Raw genomic sequence first — 21,232 nt, 5'->3', positions numbered from 1 at the left:
AAGAAAGGGATTTCTTCATTTTATCACGTGCTTTTGTGATTTATGTTATTATATTATGTTGTTTCTGCAATGTGCAATGTAACACCCGCGATTTCCAGCCGCTCCTGAAACGCCTCAGGTAACGGTCTGTCTGTAATGAGATCATCAATTTCCGATAGATCTCCCACCTTTCCCGTAGGCCGGCGGGCAAATTTCGTATGATCCGCAAGTAGCAGAACGCGACGGGAATTCCTGATGATGGTCCGGGCACACTGGATTTCCGCAAGGTCAAAATCCAGAAGCGTGCCATCCTCATCAATTCCACTGATTCCGATCACACCGTATTCCATACGAAATCCCGCCAGCGCTTCGGTCGCGGAAGCCCCCAGAATACCTCCATCCTGCGGCCGCAGTTCCCCGCCTACAATCACAGTCCGGAAGTCCAGCCGTCGCGCCACGAGAGACGCCACCTGAAGATTATTGGTCACAATCCGCAGATCCCTGTGCCCCGTCAGATTTCGGGCAAAAGCCTCCGTGGTAGTTCCGATATTGATGAAAAGGGAGGAACGATCCGGAATCAACCGGGCGCCATATCGCCCGATGGCGTCCTTGCTACCGGGATTGAGAACCTGCCGGTCATGATAGGCAATATTCTCAACCGTGGAAATCGGCATCGCACCGCCATGACAGCGACAAAGCAGGGTATTGTCCGACAAATAACCTACATCCCGCCGGATTGTCTGAACGACCACCCCGAAATGCTGCGCCAGTTCCTCATTGGAGATATATCCCTGTCGCCGGACCAAACGGACGATCTGCTCCTGCCGGGGCGTAATCTGTACAGAAAAATCCTGCATGTTTTTCATCCGAACAGAAACGAACATCATATAGGATTAAAGGAACATTATCACATACTCTATTCCCAGAGAGATCTTCATGGCGTTCTTTCGCACGCCTGTCTGGCTTGTGATCATCAAACACAAAAAAGGCGCCCTTGCGGACGCCTTTTTTCTACCGTGTGTCATGGTCGGAAAATTCGTCAGGCTTCAATATTCTGGAGAACCTGAAACCCCTCGAAAACAGGCGGGCCGACCGTCAAGCTTTTCCGCTGCCCTGCTCCGGCATGCGCGGCGCGGAACTGTTCAGACTGCGTCCAGCCAATAAAGGCTTCATAAGAAGCCCAGACAGTATGGGAAGCATAAAGAACGTAATCCTCCATGGCCGGCCCTTTCAGAAACTGAAAGCTCACAAAACCCGGAAGGTCTTTCAGAAAGGACTCCCGCTCCAGCCAGCGCTGGCAGAATTCCTTCTGGTTTTCAGGACGGACCTTGAAGCGGTTCATCGCAATATACATCGGAAACTCCTGCTGCTTTCGGGCTCAGAAAATGCCCCGTTTCCGAATATTGCCTGTTCCGCACCAAAAGACACACTGTTCCCATGATTTTCCGCTTCACAACCTGCGGAGTATTCATACAGAAAAGTCATAAAAAACCCTGGATCTTTTTAGAGAAAAAAGATCCAGGGTCAGGACTAAAAGATGCGGACAAAAACCGAAGGTTATTCTTTTCCGGTATGGACGGCTTTCTCTACATGAGAGACGATCTTTTCCAGATGGCTCTTGCGGGCCCCTGTAACCTGATCGGCCGTCACATGATGATCACCGCTGCCGAAAGTAGCCGTGACATAATTGACCAGCCGAGCAATTTCATTATCGCTCAGGCGCTGCACATCGGAGCTGCTTCCGAAGCTTGGCATGCTCGCATGCCCGCCCGGGGTCGTACGATCCACACCGTAAACAATCGTCATGATCAGGTTGTCAGTCCGCTCGGACCCGACGACTGAGTTGTGATACAGAGATGGTGCATACTGATTGGCCGTTCCCGAACCATTCTGCCCATGACAGGCTGCGCAATTTGCATCATAGATCTCTGCACCGCTCTTTTCAGCTAGGTTATCGATCCGTGTCAGCTCCCCGGACCGCAGATCGGGATTATCTGCCGGCCGCCCAAAACTGTCCCGGGCCTGATGATCACGGTCATCATCCAGTGCTTTTACCTGCTGAACAAACGCTGCAAGAGCATGCAGATCCCCATCTGTCAGATGACTGGTGCTGTGCTCAACCGCCTCGCCCATCGGACCAGCCGCCTGACTGCGCCCCTTGGCATGTCCTGTCCGCAGATACGTAACGATATCATCCTCGCTCCAGTCCCCGATGCCGCCGGTCTTGCTGGGCGTAATGTTCGGTGCATACCAGCCATCCAGGGCTCCCCCTCCCAGATACTGATCCTGCTTTTCCACCAGCATGAAGTTCCGCGGCGTATGGCACGTTCCACAATGTTCCAGTGCCACCGCCAGATAACGGCCACGACGCAACTTGTCATAAGACATGGAATCCCCTGTCTCCGGTTTTTCACTGCCGGCCAGAAGGTTCCAGGCCGCCATGCTCATACGGATATTTCCAGGAAATCCGAGCTGCGTCTCAGGCGGACTTTCCGCAACAGAACGCACACTATGCATGAACCAGGTATAAAGAGCTTTTACGTCCTGATCCGTCATACCCGCATAAGAGACATACGGCATGACCGGATACAAATAGGCTCCGTCCTTGCGAACACCGTGCCGGATCGCCTTTTCAAAATCCGCCTCGGTATACTGTCCGATCCCGTGAACAGGATCCGGTGTGATGTTGGTGGCAATTACATCCCCTTTCGGGGTCGAGATCTTGAGCCCCCCCGCGAATGGCTTGCCACCGGGACGGGTATGACACGCCACACAGTCGGAAGCCGTCGCGAGATAGGCCCCACGGGACAGAAGATCGTCCTGCTGGTTGTCAGCAGCATGAGCAGAATGAGCACCTACGCTCCCCAGAACCGCTCCACCGACCAGCATGGACCAGAAAACGTGTTTGATATCAGGCATGGAGGATTTCTTTTTTCAGCGTATCTGCAACACGGAGCGCAAGGGCAGCGACGGTCAGCGTGATGTTTCCCGTGCCGACTGACGAAAAGACCGAAGAACTGGCGATGAAAAGGTTCTCGTGGTCATGCGTACGGCAATGCCCGTCCACTACGGAGTCCTTCGGGTCCACACCCATGATGGTGCTGCCTGAGGGATGGTCCTGCGGGAAATAGCCCGGCGTCCACTGTTCGTCCGTACCGTGCATCAACCCGATAAGCTGCTTGAACACACTCCGCGTGTGCTCACAGCTGCGGACCGTATATTCCGGCAGTTTGTAATAGACTTCCGGATGAGGAATGCCGAGAGCATCCTTTTTCGTCTTACTCAGGGTCAGACGGTTATCCGGATCTGCGAGCGCTTCGTTATGACTGAACAGGCGCACGGTATGGGACGCCAGATAACGGATCTGCTCTTCCAAATCCTTTCCAACATATCCCTTGGAAATTGCCAGCTGGGTTGCAAAATCCACCTGGTTATCATCGACCATGTGAACCAGATACGCACCGCGTTCTCCGCGCCAGTCTCCGTCACGGAAATTGTCGATCACGTTGGTTTCCAGCGGCCCGCGCCCCGGCCAGAGCGCCTTGTCTCCACTGATGAACGTCACCTGCACGCCGGTATGATCCATCATGTTCCGGCCGACATGACCGGAGCTGTTAGCTACACCATCGGGACTCTTCTTATCAGCGGAAAGCAGCAGGAGCTTGGCTGTCTCGATGCAGTGTGCGGCAATGACGAAATACTTGCCGGTAACGCGGTGGGAACCCTTGTCAGGATCGTAATAGTTAACTGCCGTAACCTTCTTGTTGGCGGCGTCACGTTCGATACTGTACACGACGGCGTTCGGGATGAATTTCGCACCCGCAGCCTCGGCATGATAAACGGAGTAACTGCCGTTATACATGGCCCCGATCGGGCAGATCGGCATGCAGTTGTTATGGCCTTCACAGGTCGGACGGCCATCATAGGGGCGTGTATTGCGGGCCTGCGGCTCGTGAACGACGCGCCAAGGGGTCTGTTCACTGATGAGCTTGCGGAACTGCTGCGCTGCATAGGAAATCGGCAGCGCTTCCATGGGGTAAGCCTGCCGGCGTGGGGAGCCAAGATCCTCGACCTTCGCATCCGGGCCACACACACCCATCATTACCTCGGCTTGATAATAGAACGGCTCGAGATCATCGTATTTCAGGGCCCAGTCCCGTCCCTGCCCGTAACGGGATTTCAATTCGAAATCGGATGGCAGATATCGCCAGGCACATCCCGCCCAGTGCCACGTCGTGCCACCCATCATCCGTAGATAAACCTGCTGATAGGCTTCCGCATCAGGTCCTGTCGTGTGCAGATACGAGTTGGGTGTGACCTGATCGGGCGGATGAGGCGCCCAAGGTGTGGACGGAAATGGCCCCTGATAGGACGGCTTGTTTTCAAGATTGCGGAAATTTTCCACGAAATGCTGGCGGTCCACACGCGGTCCCGCTTCGAGCACGATGACGGATATTCCGGCACGAACCAGCTCGTTCGCAATGGAACTGCCCGCAACACCGGAGCCAACGATAACGACATCGGCGGAAAGATTCTGGTCAGAAGACATGGATATGGCTGTTCCGGTTTTCAGGTGGGTTCCACGACGAATTTGGATGGCGAGAGAGCGGGTTGCCCTTCAGGCCGGGCAACATCGGGCGGCTCGCTCGTCCAGTAAAATGGTCCACCAGCGGCATAGGTTTTGGGATAGATGGCGTCCTTGGTGATGTCGAACATCAGCGCGGAACGATAGACAACGACCTTGCCATTCGCGACACCCCGGTACCACCCTGTCATGACGTCGTGGATAACGTCCTTCAGAGCGGGATCAGCCTGTTCCGCCGCTTTCGCAAGTTGCGTTGACGACGTGATGTGTCCGCCCTGCATGATGTCATGTAACTTGCCGATCTGCGCCTTGCGCTCGGGGCCGGATGCCACGATACCCGCATACAGTGCCGCGCCGATCCGTGGATCAAGCTGTAGTCGGTCTGTCAGGCAGTGAGAAACTTCCATGAAGACCGCCACATCCGGGTCGGTCGCAGTCTGGACCATGGGAGCAGCCCCCGCCAGTCCACAGGTCGCGGCAGCGCCCATCCCGGTCAGCAGGACATCCCGGCGTGACATCCTCACCAGTCGGTTCATCCTCATCGCATTGGGGGACGAACCGTGAAGGTTAACAAGCGGGCAATACTTATCGTTCGCCATGACGGATCACTTTATCAATTCCACTATTCTGGACATAAGCAGTACTATTCCCGCTCACGTTTAAGTGCTTTAACACTACCGCGCTTTGTCGATCACGCAACCGCACCCCAACCAGCCCCACCGAACCTATCCAGAACATCGGAAAGAACTTTTCCTTTCCCGGTTGACATCGAAACTGATAGCTGTTTTATTACAAACGTTCAATATACGTTTCGATACCGGAATGTTATTTTCTTATTTGTTTGTATTGCATCTTCAAAAGCCCCACCAGTAAATGTAACAGACAACGCGGATACATCCGGAAATAAAGCCGAAGACGTAACATGATGTTTGCGTCACACAAACAAAAGGCCGTCCCATACCCGGTCCAATTTTGTTTAACGCATCAGACACATTGTCTTATATGCTTGGAGTATAGCTGCACTCCGAAAGAAAAATCCCAGTAACGCGCCTGACCGCCTCTTTCCTGACACGGCAGCCTCAGGACACAGAAAGTCACATTTTTGTTGTTAAAGCATTTGTGAACAGACAGAATCGCTTTTCCATGTCCAAGCCCATTCCCCTTATGGGAATAGGCCATATTTCCTGTCGATAACTATTTGGAAATAGGTAATTTTTATAGCATCAGCCCAGTCATAGCTATCGTGTCGCCATTGCTTCCAGAGATAGTTCCATCATCTGCGCCACCTCTTCCCATTCCGGAGCGGCTTCCGCTGCACCGACACGTGTCGTAGCCAGCGCCCCACAGGCCGCCGCCAATCGTACGGCTTCTCCAAGAGTTTTCCCGGCAGCCAGCGCAACGGCAAGTCCAGCATTGAAACAGTCTCCCGCCGCGACAGTGTCCACTGGAACGACCGGAAAGGGCGGCCAGTGTCCCTCGTGGGTACCATCGGTCCAGTAAACGCCCCGGGCGCCCATTTTCACGACAACAGCCCGGGCGCCACGACTAAGAAGTACTGCTGCCGCGCGGGCAGCCTCTTCCGGAGCAGCTGGCAGAATTCCTGTCAGACTGAAGGTTTCGGTTTCATTGGGCGTTATGATGTCACTTTCTGACCAGAGAGCGTCCAGCAACCCCTGCTCCGGAGCAGGAGCTGGATCCAAAATGACTGTTCCCCCTGCCTGCCTGACACGCCGTGCTGCACCCAGAACCGCAGCCTGCGGGATTTCAAGCTGAAGTAGCAGCACATGCGCTTTATCCAGCCATGGGCCAGCCTCTGCCACATCCGTCTCATCAACGGCCCCATTAGCGCCCCCGGCCACAGTGATGCAGTTCTCACCGAGAGCATCAACTCCAATCAGGGCGATACCTGTCGGATTGTCAGGGTCATCTCTCAAAGGCGCCAGATCAACACCGAAGCGCGTCAGGGTTTCCCGAGACTGCAACCCGAAAGCATCCTGTCCGACACGCCCCGCCAGAGCGACCTGAACACCAAGCTTTTTTCCCAGCCGTGCCGCCGCCGCCGCCTGGTTGCTTCCCTTGCCTCCCAGCCCGACGGCATAACTTTCCGCATGCACCGTCTCGCCCGGCGCAGGCAACCGCCTGACACGTGCCGTCAGATCCATGTTGATGCTGCCAAACGAGAGAACCAACGGAACGGAAGCCTTCATGACGTTTGTCGCCTTGTTAAAACCACGGAAAACAGGGCCTGAGCGCCCTGACTGGGCGTATCGAACCCACCCAACCGTCACAAGTCTCATCTGACGATGGCAATTGTTATTTCAGTTCGATAACCGTTTCCGACCGGACCATGGGATTGACTGAACGCAACAACGTGCTGACACCCCATTTCCGCTGATCGAATGTCGCGGTACTGACAATCCTGCGGAGCGTATTACCGGAGAACTGCATCCGAGATGCGAACGTGACCGGATGGGTCTGTCCCCGCATAGTCAGCATTCCGACAAGTTGTCCCTGCACCTGACCATTCACGACCCGGGGGCGACAGTCGCCTACGTAATGCATCGTCGGATGAGCATCACTGTCGAGCATGATGCCGGACAGCATGATCTGTTTCATGACAGCACTTCCCACTTTCAGGGAACTGACATCCATAGTCAGATCCACATGGCAGGTCTGATGTTCAAGGTCATAATCCAGATGCCCCGAAACCTCGCTGAACGTCCCGTCCACATCCGTCACGGCAGAACGCGCATGAAGATAAGCCTGTGTGTTGCCGGGTGACAGCGTCAGATTTTGCACTGCCGCAAAAGCAGATCCTGTCCCGAAGGCAACCGTGAGCAGGACGGACAGAAGAAAGTGTTTCCTCAACACGGATAATACCTTTCACAAAATCATTTCTGCCTTTGAGAACACAGGGCGGGAAAGTGGGTTTTATAATCTGACCTGAAACAGCATTCTGTCTCTACCGGCAGAGCGGCATGGCGGTACGTCGGGAATATGATAAAGTGCCAGCTCCAGGCCACGTGAAAGCGCACTCCTTTTCCATGCATGCGGCAAAATCCGGTAGACTGCTTCCTGTTCTCTGTCTTGGCTTCGGTCTCGGCGGATGCAGTACCGGAGGCGCACCGTCCTTTCCCCTAGTGGGAGCCTATTTTCCCGCCTGGATGCTGTGCGGCCTTATCGGGATTGCCACAGCCGTCGGGTTGCGCGTGCTGTTTCTGGCAATCGGGCTGGACGCCCTTATGAGTTTCCGTCTCTTCACATATGTCTCCCTGGGGGTCATTACCGCCCTTCTGGTCTGGGCGCTGGTGTTCGGGCCCTGACGATGCAGCGTGTCAAAATCTCTGGCAAAAAACCTGTTGGCATCTTCATCGCAGTTCTCTGCGTCGGCGCGGCGACACTGTTCGGCATCCATGTCGCTCATGAGGACAGCCAGTATCCCAGCTCCGAAAGCGCCAGTATCGATGCGGAACTGGTGCATGTGGCCTCCACGGTAGGCGGCCGCCTCGTCGATCTGCGCGTCCGGACCAATCAGCACGTCCACAAGGGCGATATCCTTTACCGCCTTGACCCGGAACCTTATGAACTGACGGTCAGACAGGCGGAAGCCAATCTTGCCCTTGCGAAGGCGGAGGTGGAAAACCAGCAGCGTCTTGTCAGCGTCAAGACGGCCAATGCCGCCACAGCCAGCGATCAGGTCACCCGCACACGCACAAACCGCGATCTGGCGGCACGGACCGTCGAACGCCTGCGGCCACTGGCTGACCACGCCTACATCCCCTGGCAGCAATACGATCAGGCCCGCGTCGCTCTCCACGATGCGGAAGTCTCACTTGCCCAGAGCGAGCAGCAGTCCATGGCAGCGGGCGTCGCCATCGGAGATCTGAAAAGCTCCCTCGCCGCAGCGGCCGCCAGTCAGGCCGCACTGGACCATGCCCGTTATGAACTGCGCCAGACCGTCGTCACTGCCCCGCAGGACGGCTATGTCACCAGCTTGAATGTCCGCCCCGGCGAGGTGCTCGCCCCTTCGCAAGTTCTCTTTACGCTGATTACGGATGACGCCTGGTACGCCACAGCCAATATCCGCGAGATAAATCTGAATGCTGTCCATGCGGGAGACTGCGCCACCGTCTATTCCATGATCAACCGCAAGTCCTCGATCCACGGCCATGTGGAAAGCATCGGCTGGGGCGTTCTGTCCGCGGATTCCGCTGGTATTGCCCGGTCCCTGCCACTGGTCCCCCGCCAGATGGACTGGGTCCATGTCGCGCAGCGGTTTCCCGTACGCATCAAACTTGATGGCACGACACTGGAACTGCTCCGTCTCGGCGCCACGGCCACAGTCGAGATCCGTTATGGCGCGGCCTGTCCCTGATTTTCCCGACAGACTGAGTCCGGCACGGCTCTGGCATCTGGTCTGTGACCCGACGCCCGGCCGCCTGCCCTATGCCATTCGCATGGCGGCGGCCTGTACCGCCACGGTTCTGATCGGCGAGATCTGGCAGGTTCCGGACCTTGCCGTCCCCACACTCGCCGCCATGGCGCTATGGCAGAAAGACAGGGTCACCAACGCACTGGCCGGCGTAGGCCTGAACGTCATCATCCTCGTTCTCATCGCACTTGTTTATGGACTGGTGCGCCTGACGCTCGATCACCCGATGGGGCTGGTCATCGTCATCGCACTTCTCTCGTTCATGTTTTTCTTTCTAGGGTCGGCAAGCAAGCTCAAACCGGTCGCCTACATGCTGGGTCTGATCATCGTCTACGCCCTGATTGCCATCGATCAGGTACCGGTCGGTGAGGTCGTGACCCGGGCCCTTCTCTATACTGATCTGTTTCTGGCCGTTCCCGGCGCAGTAATGGTCGTACTCGGACTACTGATCTGTCCGTCGCCCAAAATACTGCTGACAGATGCTGTTGCTACCCGGCTGCGTATTTCCGTCCAACTGCTGGAATCGCCAGATGGCCAGATCCGCGAGCGCGCAACGGACATGCTCCGAACCGGCACGACAGAAATGATGAAAAACGCGAAGATGGCCGCGCTGGAGAAACTCTGGTCTGCCCATGACCTCGCCTGTCTGAAACAGGCGGCCGGAGCAAGCGTCTCCGTGCTCGCACTGGCCATCGAAGCGGCGGACAGCCATTCCTCTCTGATCATACCGCCCGAACTCCTGAACCCACTGCGGAGCATGGTCGCCATATTCGCGCAGGGGGATTATCCGACAGACATCCAGCGTCCACACATCCCGGCTGCTGCGCCAGCCCTGCAGGCGCTCGCGGATCTGCTTCCCACCTTCACGACTCCCGCGCTGGAATCCAAACAGACTTCTGCAAAACAGGCATCCGGATTCTTCGCGCCAGATGCCTTTACCAACCCTGAGCACGTCCGCTTTGCCGTCAAGGGAACGGCAGCGGTCATGACCAGCTATTTCCTATTCAAGATCCTGAACTGGCAGGGCATTCACACCTGCATCATCACCTGTTTCATTGTAGCGCTCCCCACCATGGGAGAAATGATCTCCAAGCTGACACTTCGCATTGTCGGGGCCCTGATCGGCGGCTCAATCGGTATTTTGTCCATCATTTTCCTGATGCCCCATTTCAATGACGTCACAGCCTTCCTTGCGCTGGTTTTCGTTGCCTCCCTGATCGGCGCATGGATCAAGGCCGGTGATGAGCGCATTGCCTATGCCGGCTTTCAGATCGGCCTCGCCTTTTATCTGACGGACCTCAAGGGCTATGGCCCGACAACCGATATGGCCACCGCCCGGGACCGGATCGTCGGAATCATGATCGGCAATTTCATCACTTACGCGATGTTTACCAGCTTCTGGCCATCCAGTGCCTACCATCAGCTTCCCACCAAACTCCGCGCCATCGCCGACACTCTGAAAAGAGAGCGTGATGCTCCGGACATACAACACCGTGAGGCAGCCTGTGCGGAAACTCAGACCGCGATTTCAGAGGGGGAACGCACCCTCGAATACGCCATGACCGAACCTGCACACATGCGCGCCGACCTGACCCATCTTCAGACCTGCCAAGATGTCCTAAAAGATGCTGCCCGTCTGAGCGCAGACCTGCTTCAGGACGGCTCCGAAACCGATGCCGATAGCAGAATTGCACGACTGGAACAGACTGCCTCATGACCCGTCACGCCTCTTTTCTACCCGCAACAGTCCTGCTCCTGACATTGACCGCCTGCGCCACGCAGGAACTGCAGACCGCCCCCGAACGTTCTGACAGCCCGTGGCAGCCCAATCTGGCCGCAAGTGGCGAAATCATACCGGGAAAGCACGGCGCGCGGGGACTGGCCCTGCCACCGGGCTATACTCTACCCTCCAATAGCCACATCCAGATCCGTCCACCCGCTCCTGAAGCTATATTCCACCCCGGCCATGCCTATAATCTCGCGGAACTGATCGATATTGCGCAATCCGCAAACCCGGAAACACGCCGGGCATGGGACATGGCGCGGGATGCGGCTCTTGCCGTCGGCATCACCAAAAGCACTTACCTTCCGCAACTGACAGCCACTGTCGTGGGCGGATACAGTCACAGCCGTAATGACGGGGCCAATCCTTCCGTCAGCGATGCCGGTTCAATCGGAAACGGCATCAACTCCGGCTTGAATTCCCTCAACAACCTGTTAGGCGGAACCCGCAACAGGAATTCTGGCCCCGGCGAGGTACAGACGCTTGGACTGGAATGGCTGCTGTTTGATTTCGGTAAGCGCGAAGCCACCATTGAAGCTGCCCGCCAGGCCCAGATCGCCAGCAATATCCTGTTCACCGCTGCTCATCAGAAGATCATCTATGGTGTCACCACCGCGTTCTATACGCATGCAGCCGCAGCGGCCCGCGTCACATCGCTTCAGAAAGCCCATGACAACGCCGTCCTTGTCCAGCATGCCGCCGAAGCGCGCCTGAAACAGGGACAGGGTACCATAGTCGATGTTACACAAGCCCGGCAGGCAACTGCCCAGACGGAACTGAGACTGGTCCAAGCAGAAGGCGATGCGGAAAATACCTACCTGGAACTCGTCAACGCCATTGGCATTTCTCCAACCACGCGCTTCCAGACCGAAAATATTGCCGGCCGTCCCCTCGCGCTTGATGATACGCGTCTGCCTGACGCGCTGGTCCAGCAGGCCGTTGCCCGCCGTCCGGACGTGCTCGCGGCCTATGCCAATGCCAAGGCCGCCCGCAGCCGCGTTACAGCTGCGAAAAGCGAATTTCTCCCCAAGATTTTCGTAACCGGTAACGTCGCTTACACCACCGGACGTCTCGCCCTGTCCTCTGTTCCGGGCATTGCCAGTGAAACACCGCCCACCCTGAATCTCTCCACCAATTCCTTCAGCAGCCTGATCCTCGGAGGCATCACCGTTCCGATCTTCGATGGCGGAATGCGCGCCGCCATGCTCAGGCAGGCACAGGACCAGTCCGATAGTGCAAACGCCACCCTCCAGCAAACGGTTGATTCATCCGTCAAACAGATCGTGGCTGCGGAGAACGCCCTGCGGACAAGCCTGAGTGCCTACATGGCCTCCGACAAACTCCAGACCGCTGCCCAGACGGGTTTCGATGCAGCCTATGCGGCCTATCGCAACGGTGTAGGATCCATCACACAGGCGTCTCTGGCCCAGAATGGTCTGCTGAATGCGACCCTCAGCCATTCCGACGCTTATTACGCAGCCCTTATTGCTGCGGCTGGCGTTGCTTTCGGCACGGGCGCGCTGGGAGACGCACAGTCCACCGGCCTGCCCTGATATCCAAGCATTTTCGATGCGGAAAAAAAATTTCGACAGGTCCAGAACGCCGAAAAGCCGGCATCCCGAATTACTGAGGGAAATGCCGGCTTTTCTGAAGCATTCACAGCCCCTGAAGTCCTGACTGGTCACGAACCACGTCAGAACTTCAGGCTACCACATCACGATCGATGAGATGCCTGTCCGCCCTTTTTTCCGGCTTCAGACAGTTTTTCATGTGTCTGGCCCGAAGTATGGGAAGACGAATGGCTTCCCGAAGAACTGGAATGGTTGTTCTGTCCGCCCTTGCGTCCTGCTTCAGCCGCCTTTTCGTGGTTCTGGGAGAAGTTTCCCTCATGGGAACCTGTACCAGACGAAGACGAGCCGGAGTGACTGTGCTGTCCACCTTTGTGGCCAGCAGCAGAGGCCTTTTCACGATCATTGGCGAAGTTGCCGGGATTGGAAGAAGAACCACCGCCATGACCACTGGCGGCATAAACAAAGGAGAAGGTCTCTTCGTGATTACGAAACATGACTGATTTCCTTATGCTTGCATCGGCATGGAGAATTCAAACCTTTCGTCCAAACCGAGCAGTAACCTAAAAGAAGAAGTCAGACCTTAGTTTCGGAAAAAAGAAATTATTTTCCTGTTTCTTTTTCTTTCTATACCACATGAAACAAAAGAAATACTTGAAACAGACCTCACACAATATTTCATTAAGCATTAAAAATAAAATAGCACTTACCTGAAATTCTTTCGTCATTTCCTGCTCTCTTGCCTTTGCGTATCAGGCGTTTGACAATCCCTTCCCTGCTGTTGTCCCGGAGCCTTTCATGACTGACATACGCCCGCGTTTGGCCGTTGATATGGACGAAGTCATCGCAGATGCCTTCTCAGCCCAGCGCCTCTGGTACCAGCGGACTTACGGATATGAATGGGATGACACTTCCCTTGAAGGACACAGCCTCAAGCAACTCGCCGATCCCGAACACGCTGCCGCCATGGAAAATCTTCTTCATCAGGGAGATTTCTTCGCCGATCTCGAAGTCATGCCAGGAGCACAGGAGGGCCTGCGTCAGCTCTCGGAAGATTTTGACATTTTCATCACCACGGCTGCCATGGAATATCCTGCCTCCTGCGCACCGAAATTCGGATGGCTGCGGCGAAATTTCCCTTTTATTTCCCCGATGAATATTGTCTTCTGCGGTGACAAGAGCATTCTTGCCGCGGATTTCATGATTGATGACAATGCCCGGCACTTTCAGCGTTTCCAGGGTCAGGGCATCCTGTTTTCAGCGTTGCACAACATGAACACGATCTGGTCGCCTCGCGTTGAAAACTGGAAGGATGCCGTCGACCTGATGCGGCAGTTGAAAGAGGGTTGACAAACTGGCACCCTGTGTCATTTTAGTAACAAGAAAACGGAAACGGTTTTAAACCAGCAAAAAGTGTCCATCGCATAATTGTGACACTCAGTGCCGAAATGTAGGAAAGCAGGAAATTGCCATGCTTTCCGGGACGTTTCCACATGAAAACCACGCATCTGGCTTTCTGCCTCCTCTCTGCCTCCATGCTTGGCGGACTATCGGCCAATGCTGCAGAAACCACCCCAAAGACGGCTCGAAAAGCCAGGCCGGATGCGGCATCCCTCGTCAAAAAGCCCGCCCCCAAGGCTGAACACATTACCGTCCATCGCCGGAACGGCGCCGGGACGGCAGCAGATTACAATGCGAAAGTTGCCGACCTGGGTCCCCTCGGCAACCGCCCGATCCTTGACACACCGATGTCGATCATGACCGTCACCCATGATGTCATGCTCAACCAGCAGGCCCGCAATATCAACGATCTGATGGCTTACGTGCCTTCAGCCCAGTTGGAAATGCGCGGCGATCCGAACACAAGCCGTCCCCAGTCCCGTGGCTTTGAAGGTGACGTGATTGCCAACACCCGCATGGACGGACTGAACATGGTGATCACCACACCTTATGCCGCCGAGCAGTTCGACAGTATGCAGGTGCTCAACGGATTGGCTGGTGCGCTTTATGGTCCCCAGAACCCTGCCGGAACCTTCGATTTCACGCTCAAACGTCCCACGGACCGTATGACCGAGCGTTTTGTCGCAGGCGTGGATTCCATCGGCGCGCCAATGGAAAGCGTGGATGTATCCGGTCGTGTAGGACACAATAAATGGTTCGGATACCGGCTGAACCTGCTGAACCAGAACGGAGAAGGTTACGTCGCAGACTCTCACATGCGGCGCGATCTGGTCAGCGGTGACTTCGATATCCACATTTCACCGAAAACCGTCATTCAGATCGACGCCAGCCAGTACACCTATGCCGAGCGGGGTTATCCCGGCGGCTTTTCCTACAGCACGGCCATCCAGCTTCCACAGGCTCCCGATCTCAGCCAGCAGGGTTATGGCCAGCGCCAAGCCGGTTACAATATGGAAACCGACACAGTCCTGGCGAAGATCATCCATCATTTCAATGACAACTGGAGCCTGAAGGTCGGCGGCCTGTGGCAGAATGCAGGCCGTAATGTTTTCAGCACGGCCAATCAGCTCCAGAACTCGGCAGGGCTCTACAAACAGACCATCTCCGCTGCCCTCACGGCCAATGATTTCGTGGCCGGCAGCAACATGGCCTACCTCAATGGCACTTTCCATACCGGTTTCCTGAAACATCAGATCGAAATCGGTACTAACGGGTATGTCATGGGCAATTACAATCCGACATCCTCAACCGGCACCCTGACGCTCGGCGAAGCCTCGATCGGCCACCCCCAGACCTTTTCCAGTGCACAGCCTTATTACTCCGGCCGCTACAAATCCGCCGATACGATGAATCAGTCCTTGCTGGCCGGCGACACGATTTCGCTCGGACGTCACTGGTCCATCATGGGATCGCTCGCCTGGAGCTGGCTGAGCACCAATAACTACAACACCACCAACACCAAGACATCGTCCTATTCCCGCTCGGCCGCCTTCAGCCCGATGACAAGCCTGATGTACAAACCCGCCGATAACCAGACGGCCTATTTCACATGGGGTCGATCACTGCAGGCAGGCACGATCGCTCCGGCCGGAGCCGCAAACGTCAATCAGGTCACGGCTCCCTTGCGGTCGGAGGAATATGAGGTTGGCTATAAGATCCTCGTTGCCAAACGGCTTCAGCTTAACGTCGCCGGTTTCCGTATGGCCCGGCCATTCGGCTATACCGACCCCATCACCAACGTCTATTCCAACTATGGCATTCAGCGGAACTACGGTGTGGAATTCCAGGCGTCCGGCAACATTACTGATAATCTGAGCGTCCTTGGCGGGATGACCTGGCTGGATGCCCAGCTTCTCAATACCGGAACGGCCAAAACATCCTATAAACAGGTGGTCGGCGTACCGCCGCTCATGGCAAACGTCCTGCTGGATTACCGCCTGCCGTTCCTCAAGGGCGGAGCGGTCAATGCAAATGTCCATTACATGGGCCGTCGCGCCGCCAACGTCTACAATACGACCTTCGCCCCCTCATACGTCACGCTCGATCTTGGTGCCCGATACGCCGTGCATGTCTATGACCAGCCGCTGGTCTTCCGCTTCGGCGTCAATAACGTGACAAACCAGAGCTACTGGGCATCGGTCTATCCCTCCAGCATCAATGGTGGTGGCTCAGCGACCAATTCGGCCGTCGCCGGGCTACCGCGCACCTATCACTTCTCGATAGAACTAGATCTGTAAGCCCGGTCAGCCTGCGCTGAGGGGATGGTCGTCCTGCCACAGCAGTGGCTGAAAGACGAATGCCTGTCGCAGAATGGTCTCGAGATCGACCATTCCCTCTTTCCTGATCCATTCGTCCAGTGCGGAGCGGAACGTGGCAATAGCCGTCCGCGCCAGTAACCGGGCCACAAGAGACGGCATTTCCGTTGCTGGCATGCGTGGAATGAGCGCTTCGGCGAGTGTATCTTCCCATTCGGAATATTTTTGCAGGCTCATGTTCCAGAGGGCCGGCGTACGCTCCACCAGAACCACAAGCGCATAGGCGTCCAGGCGGTCGGACGAATAATACGCAACCACCGGCAACAAAGCTTCCAGCACGGTTTCCTGCAGAGGCGCATTCAGGGGAATTTTCCCGATAGCGTCAGCCAGAATCTTCGTCACGCCATGGGTCCATGCCAGTACGATATCGGCCTTGCCGGGAAAGTACCGAAACAGGGTTCGCCGCGACACCTGCGCCGCCTCGGCAATCTCCTCTACCGAAGTTTCCTCATATCCCTTGGTAGAGAAAAGACGCATGGCCTCCTGCACGAGGGCTGCATGCGTCCTGTCCTTCTTGCGTTGGCGAAGCTGACGTTCCTTGCCATCCGGCAACACATCGGTCGTCATATCGTCCTGTTACCCCCAAATGGCTGACGGGCCCGACATCAACCTGCCGGTTTCATAACCTGCTTCATCTTGTACGGTTTGCTTACGACAGGCATCGAAGAAGGAAAATCCCGTCATTCCTGCCCTGCCAGACGATAACGCGCCCGGACAAGAACGTCATTTTCAAGAATGTCCCGTAGAGCATGCCGCTCTTCCGGATGCATCACGAGCACGACCTCACGAAAGGGAGGCCGCTTTCCCATAACACGTTCCTGAAATACCGCCGCCAGCGTCATGACCGCAGGCTCACGGCTGCAACAGGCACATCCCGCTCCATGCCTCATCTGAAAAGGCGTACTTGCAGGAAGGGTTATACAGTGTGGCCAGTCCTCACCCGCCCCATCCGGCGCCCGAATCAGAAGCGCATCCCGGAGGCGGGCCTGCGGCCAGTCGGGAACATCCGTCAGCATGTGCAGGGGGATAAGACCATCAGTCGCCATGGACGCCATTCTATCAGCAACATGTCCCGGCATATACACATGCACAGACTCCGTCTTTTCCAGAACGAAAAGTTCCTCCGTCTGTTTGTCTGACCCTGTTCTATGATAGGAGACGCTCTCTGCGGTCTCACCGCCAGATCCTTCCCTTCATTATCCTGCTACAGAGCCCCGGTTTCATGTCCAAACGCCCCCATCTGCTCGATGCCCTCACCGACCAGGTCCTGCTGTGTGACGGCGGAATGGGATCACGTGTCCAGATGCTCGACCTCGAAGTGGACCGCGATTACTGGGGACAGGAGAACTGTACCGAAATTCTGAATCTTTCTCGGCCCGAACTGGTCCGGGAGATTCATCGCGGCTATTTCGAGGCCGGGGCGGACATGGTGGAAACCAACACCTTCGGTGGGTCCACGGTCACGCTGGCTGAATTCGATCTTCAGGATCGCGCCCGCGAGATCAACCGCATCGCCGCAACCCTGGCCCGCGAAGCCGCCGAAACCTTCTCGGACGACCGGCACCGCTATGTCATCGGCTCCATCGGCCCGGGCACAAAGCTCCCGACACTCGGCAATATCGACTACGACACTCTTGAAGCCGGAATCGCAGAACAGTGCCGCGGGCTCGTGGAAGGCGGCGTCGACGCCTTCCTGATCGAGACCTGTCAGGACACGCTTCAGATCAAGGCCGCCGTCAACGCCGCCAAGTTGGCCCGGCAGGAACTGCGTTCGGATGCACCGATTTTCGTTCAGGTAACTGTTGAAACGACCGGCACGCTCCTCGTTGGGCCGGATATCGCTGCCGCGGCAACCACTGTTCAGGCCTTGGACGTCCCGTCCCTGGGCCTCAACTGCGCCACCGGTCCGCAGGAAATGGGCGAGCATGTCCGCTGGCTGTCCGAGAACTGGCCCGGACTGATCTCGATGCAACCCAATGCCGGCCTGCCCGAGCTTGTAGACGGCAAGACGGTCTACCCACTGAGCCCGACCGAGATGGCCATCTGGATGGAACGTTTCATCCAGGAAGACGGCCTCAACCTGATCGGCGGCTGCTGCGGTACCTCCACACCCCATATCCAGGCGCTGGATGACATGCTGCGCCGCCTTGGCGATGAGAAATACCGTCCGGCTCCCGTCAAGCGCAGCACTATCTGGATGCCGTCCGTCTCCAGCCTTTATACGCAGGTTCCGCTCCGGCAGGAGAACAGCTATTTCTCGATCGGCGAACGCTGCAACGCCAACGGATCGAAAAAATGGCGCGAACTTCAGGAAGCCGGTGACTGGGATGGCTGCGTCGGGATTGGCCGGGAACAGGCGGCGGAAGGCTCGAATGCGCTGGATATCTGCACGGCCTTTGTCGGACGCAACGAAACAGCGGAAATGACCGAGGTCATCACGCGCTTCACGTCGTCGGTCAATGCACCACTGGTGATCGATTCAACGGAAACGCCCGTCATCGAAGCGGCCCTGAAACTGCATGGTGGCAAGCCGGTCATCAACTCCATCAATTTCGAGGATGGTGAAGAGCATGCCCATGACCGCATGAAGCTGGCCCGCAAGTTCGGCGCGGCCATGATTGCCCTGACGATTGACGAAGTCGGTATGGCCAAGGAGCCGCAGGACAAGCTGCGCATTGCCGAACGACTGGTTGATTTCGCCTGCAACCAGTATGGTCTGCCACAATCCGATCTGATGATCGACCCTCTCACCTTCACGATCGCAACCGGCGTGGAGGATGACCGCAAGCTTGGACAATGGACACTGGAAGGGATCCGTCTGATCCGGGAGAAATTCCCGGAAATCCAGATTATTCTTGGCCTCTCAAACATTTCCTTCGGCCTCAACCCGGCAGCCCGCGCCGTGCTGAATTCGGTCTTTCTCGATCATGCCGTCAAAGCCGGCATGACTGGCGCGATCGTCCATGTCTCCAAGATCCGTCCGCTGCACCTGATCGCACCGGAAGAGGTCAAGGTGGCTGAAGATCTGATCTTCGACCGTCGTACGGAAGACTACGATCCGCTTCAGAAACTGCTGGAACTGTTCGCGGGCCGCAAAGCTGCTGACGCCGTCAAGAAACGCCGTGCCGAAACCCCGGCAGAACGCTTGAAAGACCGGATCGTGGATGGTGACCGCAAGGGCATTGAGGAAGACCTCGAAGCCGCGATGCAGGAAATGCCACCGCTGGACATCATCAACAATGTGCTTCTCGATGGCATGAAAGTAGTGGGCGAACTGTTCGGCTCCGGCAAGATGCAGCTTCCTTTCGTCCTGCAGTCCGCCGAAACGATGAAGACTGCCGTGGCTTGGCTCGAACCGCACATGGAACGCGTCGAAGGACAGCACCGCGGCACAATGGTTCTAGCCACCGTGAAGGGCGATGTTCACGACATCGGCAAGAACCTCGTGGACATCATCCTGACCAATAACGGCTATCAGGTCATCAATCTGGGCATCAAGGTGCCGCTGGCGGACATGATTGCCGCAGCGAAGAAACACACGGCTCACGCTATCGGCATGTCAGGCCTGCTGGTGAAGTCCACAGTCATCATGCGCGAAAACCTTGAGGAAATGCAGCGGCAAGGCATTAACCTCCCGGTTATTCTGGGGGGCGCGGCCCTGACGCGGAATTATGTGGAGGAAGAATGCGCGGCCAGCTATGGCGGGGGAACACCGGGACGTGTGGCCTATGCTCGGGATGCCTTTGACGGCCTCGCCCTGATGGACAGGGTCGCGCAGAACGAATTCGACGGCTATCTGGCCGCCATCCAGTCCCGTCGCGCAGGCAAGCCCAGCCGCCGGAAAGAACGCGCGCCCGAAACCGCCGAAACAAGGGGCTTCGGCGTCGTGGACAGGGACGCCGCGCGGGCACGCCGGGAACGCATTTCCGGCTCTCTTCCTCCCGTGACACCTCCATTCTGGGGATCGCGGGTCATCGAAGCCCCACCAAATGCAGTCCTACCTTTTCTGAATGAACGCTCCCTCTATCAGTTTCAGTGGGGCTTCAGGAAACAGGGGCGTTCCTTGGAAGAGTTCATGGAATATGCCAAGCAGGAACTGCGCCCTGTCCTCAAGCGGATGCTGGCCCTAAGCGCAGAACAGAATATCATCCGCCCGCAGGCCAGCTACGGATACTGGAAGGCAGCCGGCGATGGAAACGACCTGGTCCTGTTCCATGAGGATGGACAGACCGAAGCCGCCCGCTTCACCCTGCCCCGCCAGCCCAAGGATGATGGCGAGTGCATTGCGGATTTCGTGCGCGATATCGGTGACGAGGTCCGCGACGTCATCGGACTTCAAGTCGTGACAGTCGGACAGAAAGCCTCTGATCTGGCACGGGAGTGGTTCGAGGCCAACCGTTATCAGGATTATCTGTATTTGCATGGACTGTCCGTCGAGATGGCGGAAGCCATGGCGGAATACACCCATAAACGTATCCGGGCGGAACTTGGCTTCGCAGCGGAAGACAGCCGGGACATGGAGAAGCTACTGTCACAGGGCTATCGTGGATCGCGATATTCCTTTGGCTATCCTGCCTGTCCGAAACTGGAAAATCAGGAACCGATCCTGAAACTGCTGGATGCCGAACGCATCGGTGTTTCCCTTTCGGACGGCTACCAGCTTCACCCCGAGCAGTCCACGTCCGCACTGGTGATCCTCAATCCGCAGGCAAAATACTTCACGGTCTGATGTCAATACTGCAAGCCCGGAAGGATGAACCCTTCTTGGCTGGCATCCTGCGGGGAACAGCATTACTTAAGAACCAGCCTCTCTTCCGTCAGCCTGAACCCTCTGGCATGTGATGGAAGACATTTTTTGGGGAGATCTTCCATGGCAGACGACTTGCCTGACAAGGACGTTTCATACGCTTACGCCTGGGTCGAGAAAGCCCTTTACTGCGCGGCATTCCTGTTTCTCGTTTTCGGGCTGGCCTATGGCTGGAGCACCTATGACGGAGGAAAGGCAGCCTATATCGATCCCTTGGCCATCTTTGCCATCATCATGGCCCCCATTCTGGGAATAGTTGCGAAATCCCTGAAGAATCTCGTCCCCTGAACTACGGTTCCGCA

Annotated in this window: 18 protein-coding genes; 8 read left to right on the top strand and 10 right to left on the bottom strand. The window is 56.5% G+C overall.

The genetic code is table 11. The features are described 5' to 3' along the window. Positions 1 to 53: 53 nt before the first annotated feature. The 7 genes from GMO_RS03780 to GMO_RS03750 all read right to left on the bottom strand — a co-directional run bounded on the left by GMO_RS03780 (position 54) and on the right by GMO_RS03750 (position 7,363). On the bottom strand, positions 54 to 836 hold the full coding sequence (locus GMO_RS03780; protein ID WP_050801402.1) for a DeoR/GlpR family DNA-binding transcription regulator: 783 nt from the start codon (positions 834 to 836) through the stop codon (positions 54 to 56). Positions 837 to 1,018: 182 nt separating this feature from the next. Beyond that, complete coding sequence (locus GMO_RS03775; RefSeq protein ID WP_008850954.1) at positions 1,019 to 1,333, bottom strand: antibiotic biosynthesis monooxygenase family protein; 315 nt, start codon at positions 1,331 to 1,333, stop codon at positions 1,019 to 1,021. A 203-nt stretch (positions 1,334 to 1,536) separates the two neighbouring features. Continuing rightward, positions 1,537 to 2,898, bottom strand: coding sequence for a c-type cytochrome (locus GMO_RS03770; protein ID WP_008850953.1), 1,362 nt, complete (start codon positions 2,896 to 2,898; stop codon positions 1,537 to 1,539). After that, the gene (locus GMO_RS03765; RefSeq protein WP_008850952.1) at positions 2,891 to 4,528 is read right to left on the bottom strand and encodes a GMC family oxidoreductase; all 1,638 of its coding nucleotides are present in this window, start codon (positions 4,526 to 4,528) and stop codon (positions 2,891 to 2,893) included. Before GMO_RS03765 ends, GMO_RS03770 begins: the two co-directional genes overlap by 8 nt. A 20-nt stretch (positions 4,529 to 4,548) precedes the next feature. Continuing rightward, a complete protein-coding gene (locus GMO_RS03760; protein WP_139064348.1) occupies positions 4,549 to 5,163 on the bottom strand; it encodes a sorbitol dehydrogenase family protein in 615 nt (204 codons plus the stop codon). 639 nt (positions 5,164 to 5,802) lie between these two features. Next, positions 5,803 to 6,771 carry a ribokinase gene (locus tag GMO_RS03755; RefSeq protein WP_008850950.1) on the bottom strand — a complete coding sequence of 323 codons (969 nt, stop codon included), beginning with the start codon at positions 6,769 to 6,771 and terminating at the stop codon, positions 5,803 to 5,805. A 106-nt stretch (positions 6,772 to 6,877) separates the two neighbouring features. Further along, positions 6,878 to 7,363, bottom strand: coding sequence for a YceI family protein (locus tag GMO_RS03750; protein WP_245528417.1), 486 nt, complete (start codon positions 7,361 to 7,363; stop codon positions 6,878 to 6,880). 206 nt (positions 7,364 to 7,569) lie between these two features. On the opposite strand from GMO_RS03750, the gene GMO_RS03745 reads away from it, so the two are divergent. The 4 genes from GMO_RS03745 to GMO_RS03730 are packed head-to-tail and all read left to right on the top strand — an operon-like array spanning position 7,570 to position 12,332. Next, complete coding sequence (locus GMO_RS03745) at positions 7,570 to 7,887, top strand: YtcA family lipoprotein (protein ID WP_245528416.1); 318 nt, start codon at positions 7,570 to 7,572, stop codon at positions 7,885 to 7,887. Positions 7,888 to 7,889: 2 nt separating this feature from the next. After that, entirely contained in the window at positions 7,890 to 8,939 is a 1,050-nt protein-coding gene (mdtN, locus tag GMO_RS03740; RefSeq protein ID WP_008850947.1) for a multidrug transporter subunit MdtN, read from the top strand. Next, a complete protein-coding gene (locus GMO_RS03735) occupies positions 8,920 to 10,713 on the top strand; it encodes an FUSC family protein (protein WP_008850946.1) in 1,794 nt (597 codons plus the stop codon). The genes mdtN and GMO_RS03735 overlap by 20 nt, the downstream gene beginning before the upstream one ends. Beyond that, complete coding sequence (locus GMO_RS03730; RefSeq protein WP_008850945.1) at positions 10,710 to 12,332, top strand: TolC family protein; 1,623 nt, start codon at positions 10,710 to 10,712, stop codon at positions 12,330 to 12,332. The genes GMO_RS03735 and GMO_RS03730 overlap by 4 nt, the downstream gene beginning before the upstream one ends. A 161-nt stretch (positions 12,333 to 12,493) precedes the next feature. Here GMO_RS03730 and GMO_RS14940 read toward each other — a convergent pair whose 3' ends face one another. After that, the gene (locus GMO_RS14940) at positions 12,494 to 12,844 is read right to left on the bottom strand and encodes a con-10 family general stress protein (protein WP_008850944.1); all 351 of its coding nucleotides are present in this window, start codon (positions 12,842 to 12,844) and stop codon (positions 12,494 to 12,496) included. Between the two features lie 301 nt (positions 12,845 to 13,145). Here GMO_RS14940 and GMO_RS03720 point away from each other — a divergent pair, with 301 nt between their 5' ends. Both GMO_RS03720 and GMO_RS03715 read left to right on the top strand, forming a co-directional pair. Continuing rightward, positions 13,146 to 13,697 (top strand): 5' nucleotidase, NT5C type, encoded by a 552-nt coding sequence (locus tag GMO_RS03720; protein WP_040507420.1) that lies wholly within the window; start codon positions 13,146 to 13,148, stop codon positions 13,695 to 13,697. A gap of 143 nt (positions 13,698 to 13,840) precedes the next feature. Further along, on the top strand, positions 13,841 to 16,045 hold the full coding sequence (locus tag GMO_RS03715; RefSeq protein ID WP_008850942.1) for a TonB-dependent receptor: 2,205 nt from the start codon (positions 13,841 to 13,843) through the stop codon (positions 16,043 to 16,045). 6 nt (positions 16,046 to 16,051) lie between these two features. Here GMO_RS03715 and GMO_RS03710 read toward each other — a convergent pair whose 3' ends face one another. Together GMO_RS03710 and GMO_RS03705 are read right to left on the bottom strand one after the other, a co-directional pair. Beyond that, positions 16,052 to 16,690 (bottom strand): TetR family transcriptional regulator, encoded by a 639-nt coding sequence (locus GMO_RS03710; RefSeq protein ID WP_008850941.1) that lies wholly within the window; start codon positions 16,688 to 16,690, stop codon positions 16,052 to 16,054. A 113-nt stretch (positions 16,691 to 16,803) separates the two neighbouring features. After that, on the bottom strand, positions 16,804 to 17,169 hold the full coding sequence (locus tag GMO_RS03705) for a hypothetical protein (RefSeq protein WP_040507798.1): 366 nt from the start codon (positions 17,167 to 17,169) through the stop codon (positions 16,804 to 16,806). Positions 17,170 to 17,345: 176 nt separating this feature from the next. On the opposite strand from GMO_RS03705, the gene metH reads away from it, so the two are divergent. Both metH and GMO_RS03695 read left to right on the top strand, forming a co-directional pair. Then, a complete protein-coding gene (gene metH, locus GMO_RS03700; RefSeq protein WP_008850939.1) occupies positions 17,346 to 20,852 on the top strand; it encodes a methionine synthase in 3,507 nt (1,168 codons plus the stop codon). 141 nt (positions 20,853 to 20,993) lie between these two features. Beyond that, a complete protein-coding gene (locus GMO_RS03695; protein WP_008850938.1) occupies positions 20,994 to 21,218 on the top strand; it encodes a hypothetical protein in 225 nt (74 codons plus the stop codon). The last annotated feature ends 14 nt before the right edge of the window (positions 21,219 to 21,232 follow it).

The organism is Gluconobacter morbifer G707 (assembly GCF_000234355.1).
GTDB classification, from domain to species: Bacteria; Pseudomonadota; Alphaproteobacteria; order Acetobacterales; family Acetobacteraceae; genus Gluconobacter; species Gluconobacter morbifer.
This window is presented reverse-complemented; position numbering and strand designations above follow the sequence as displayed.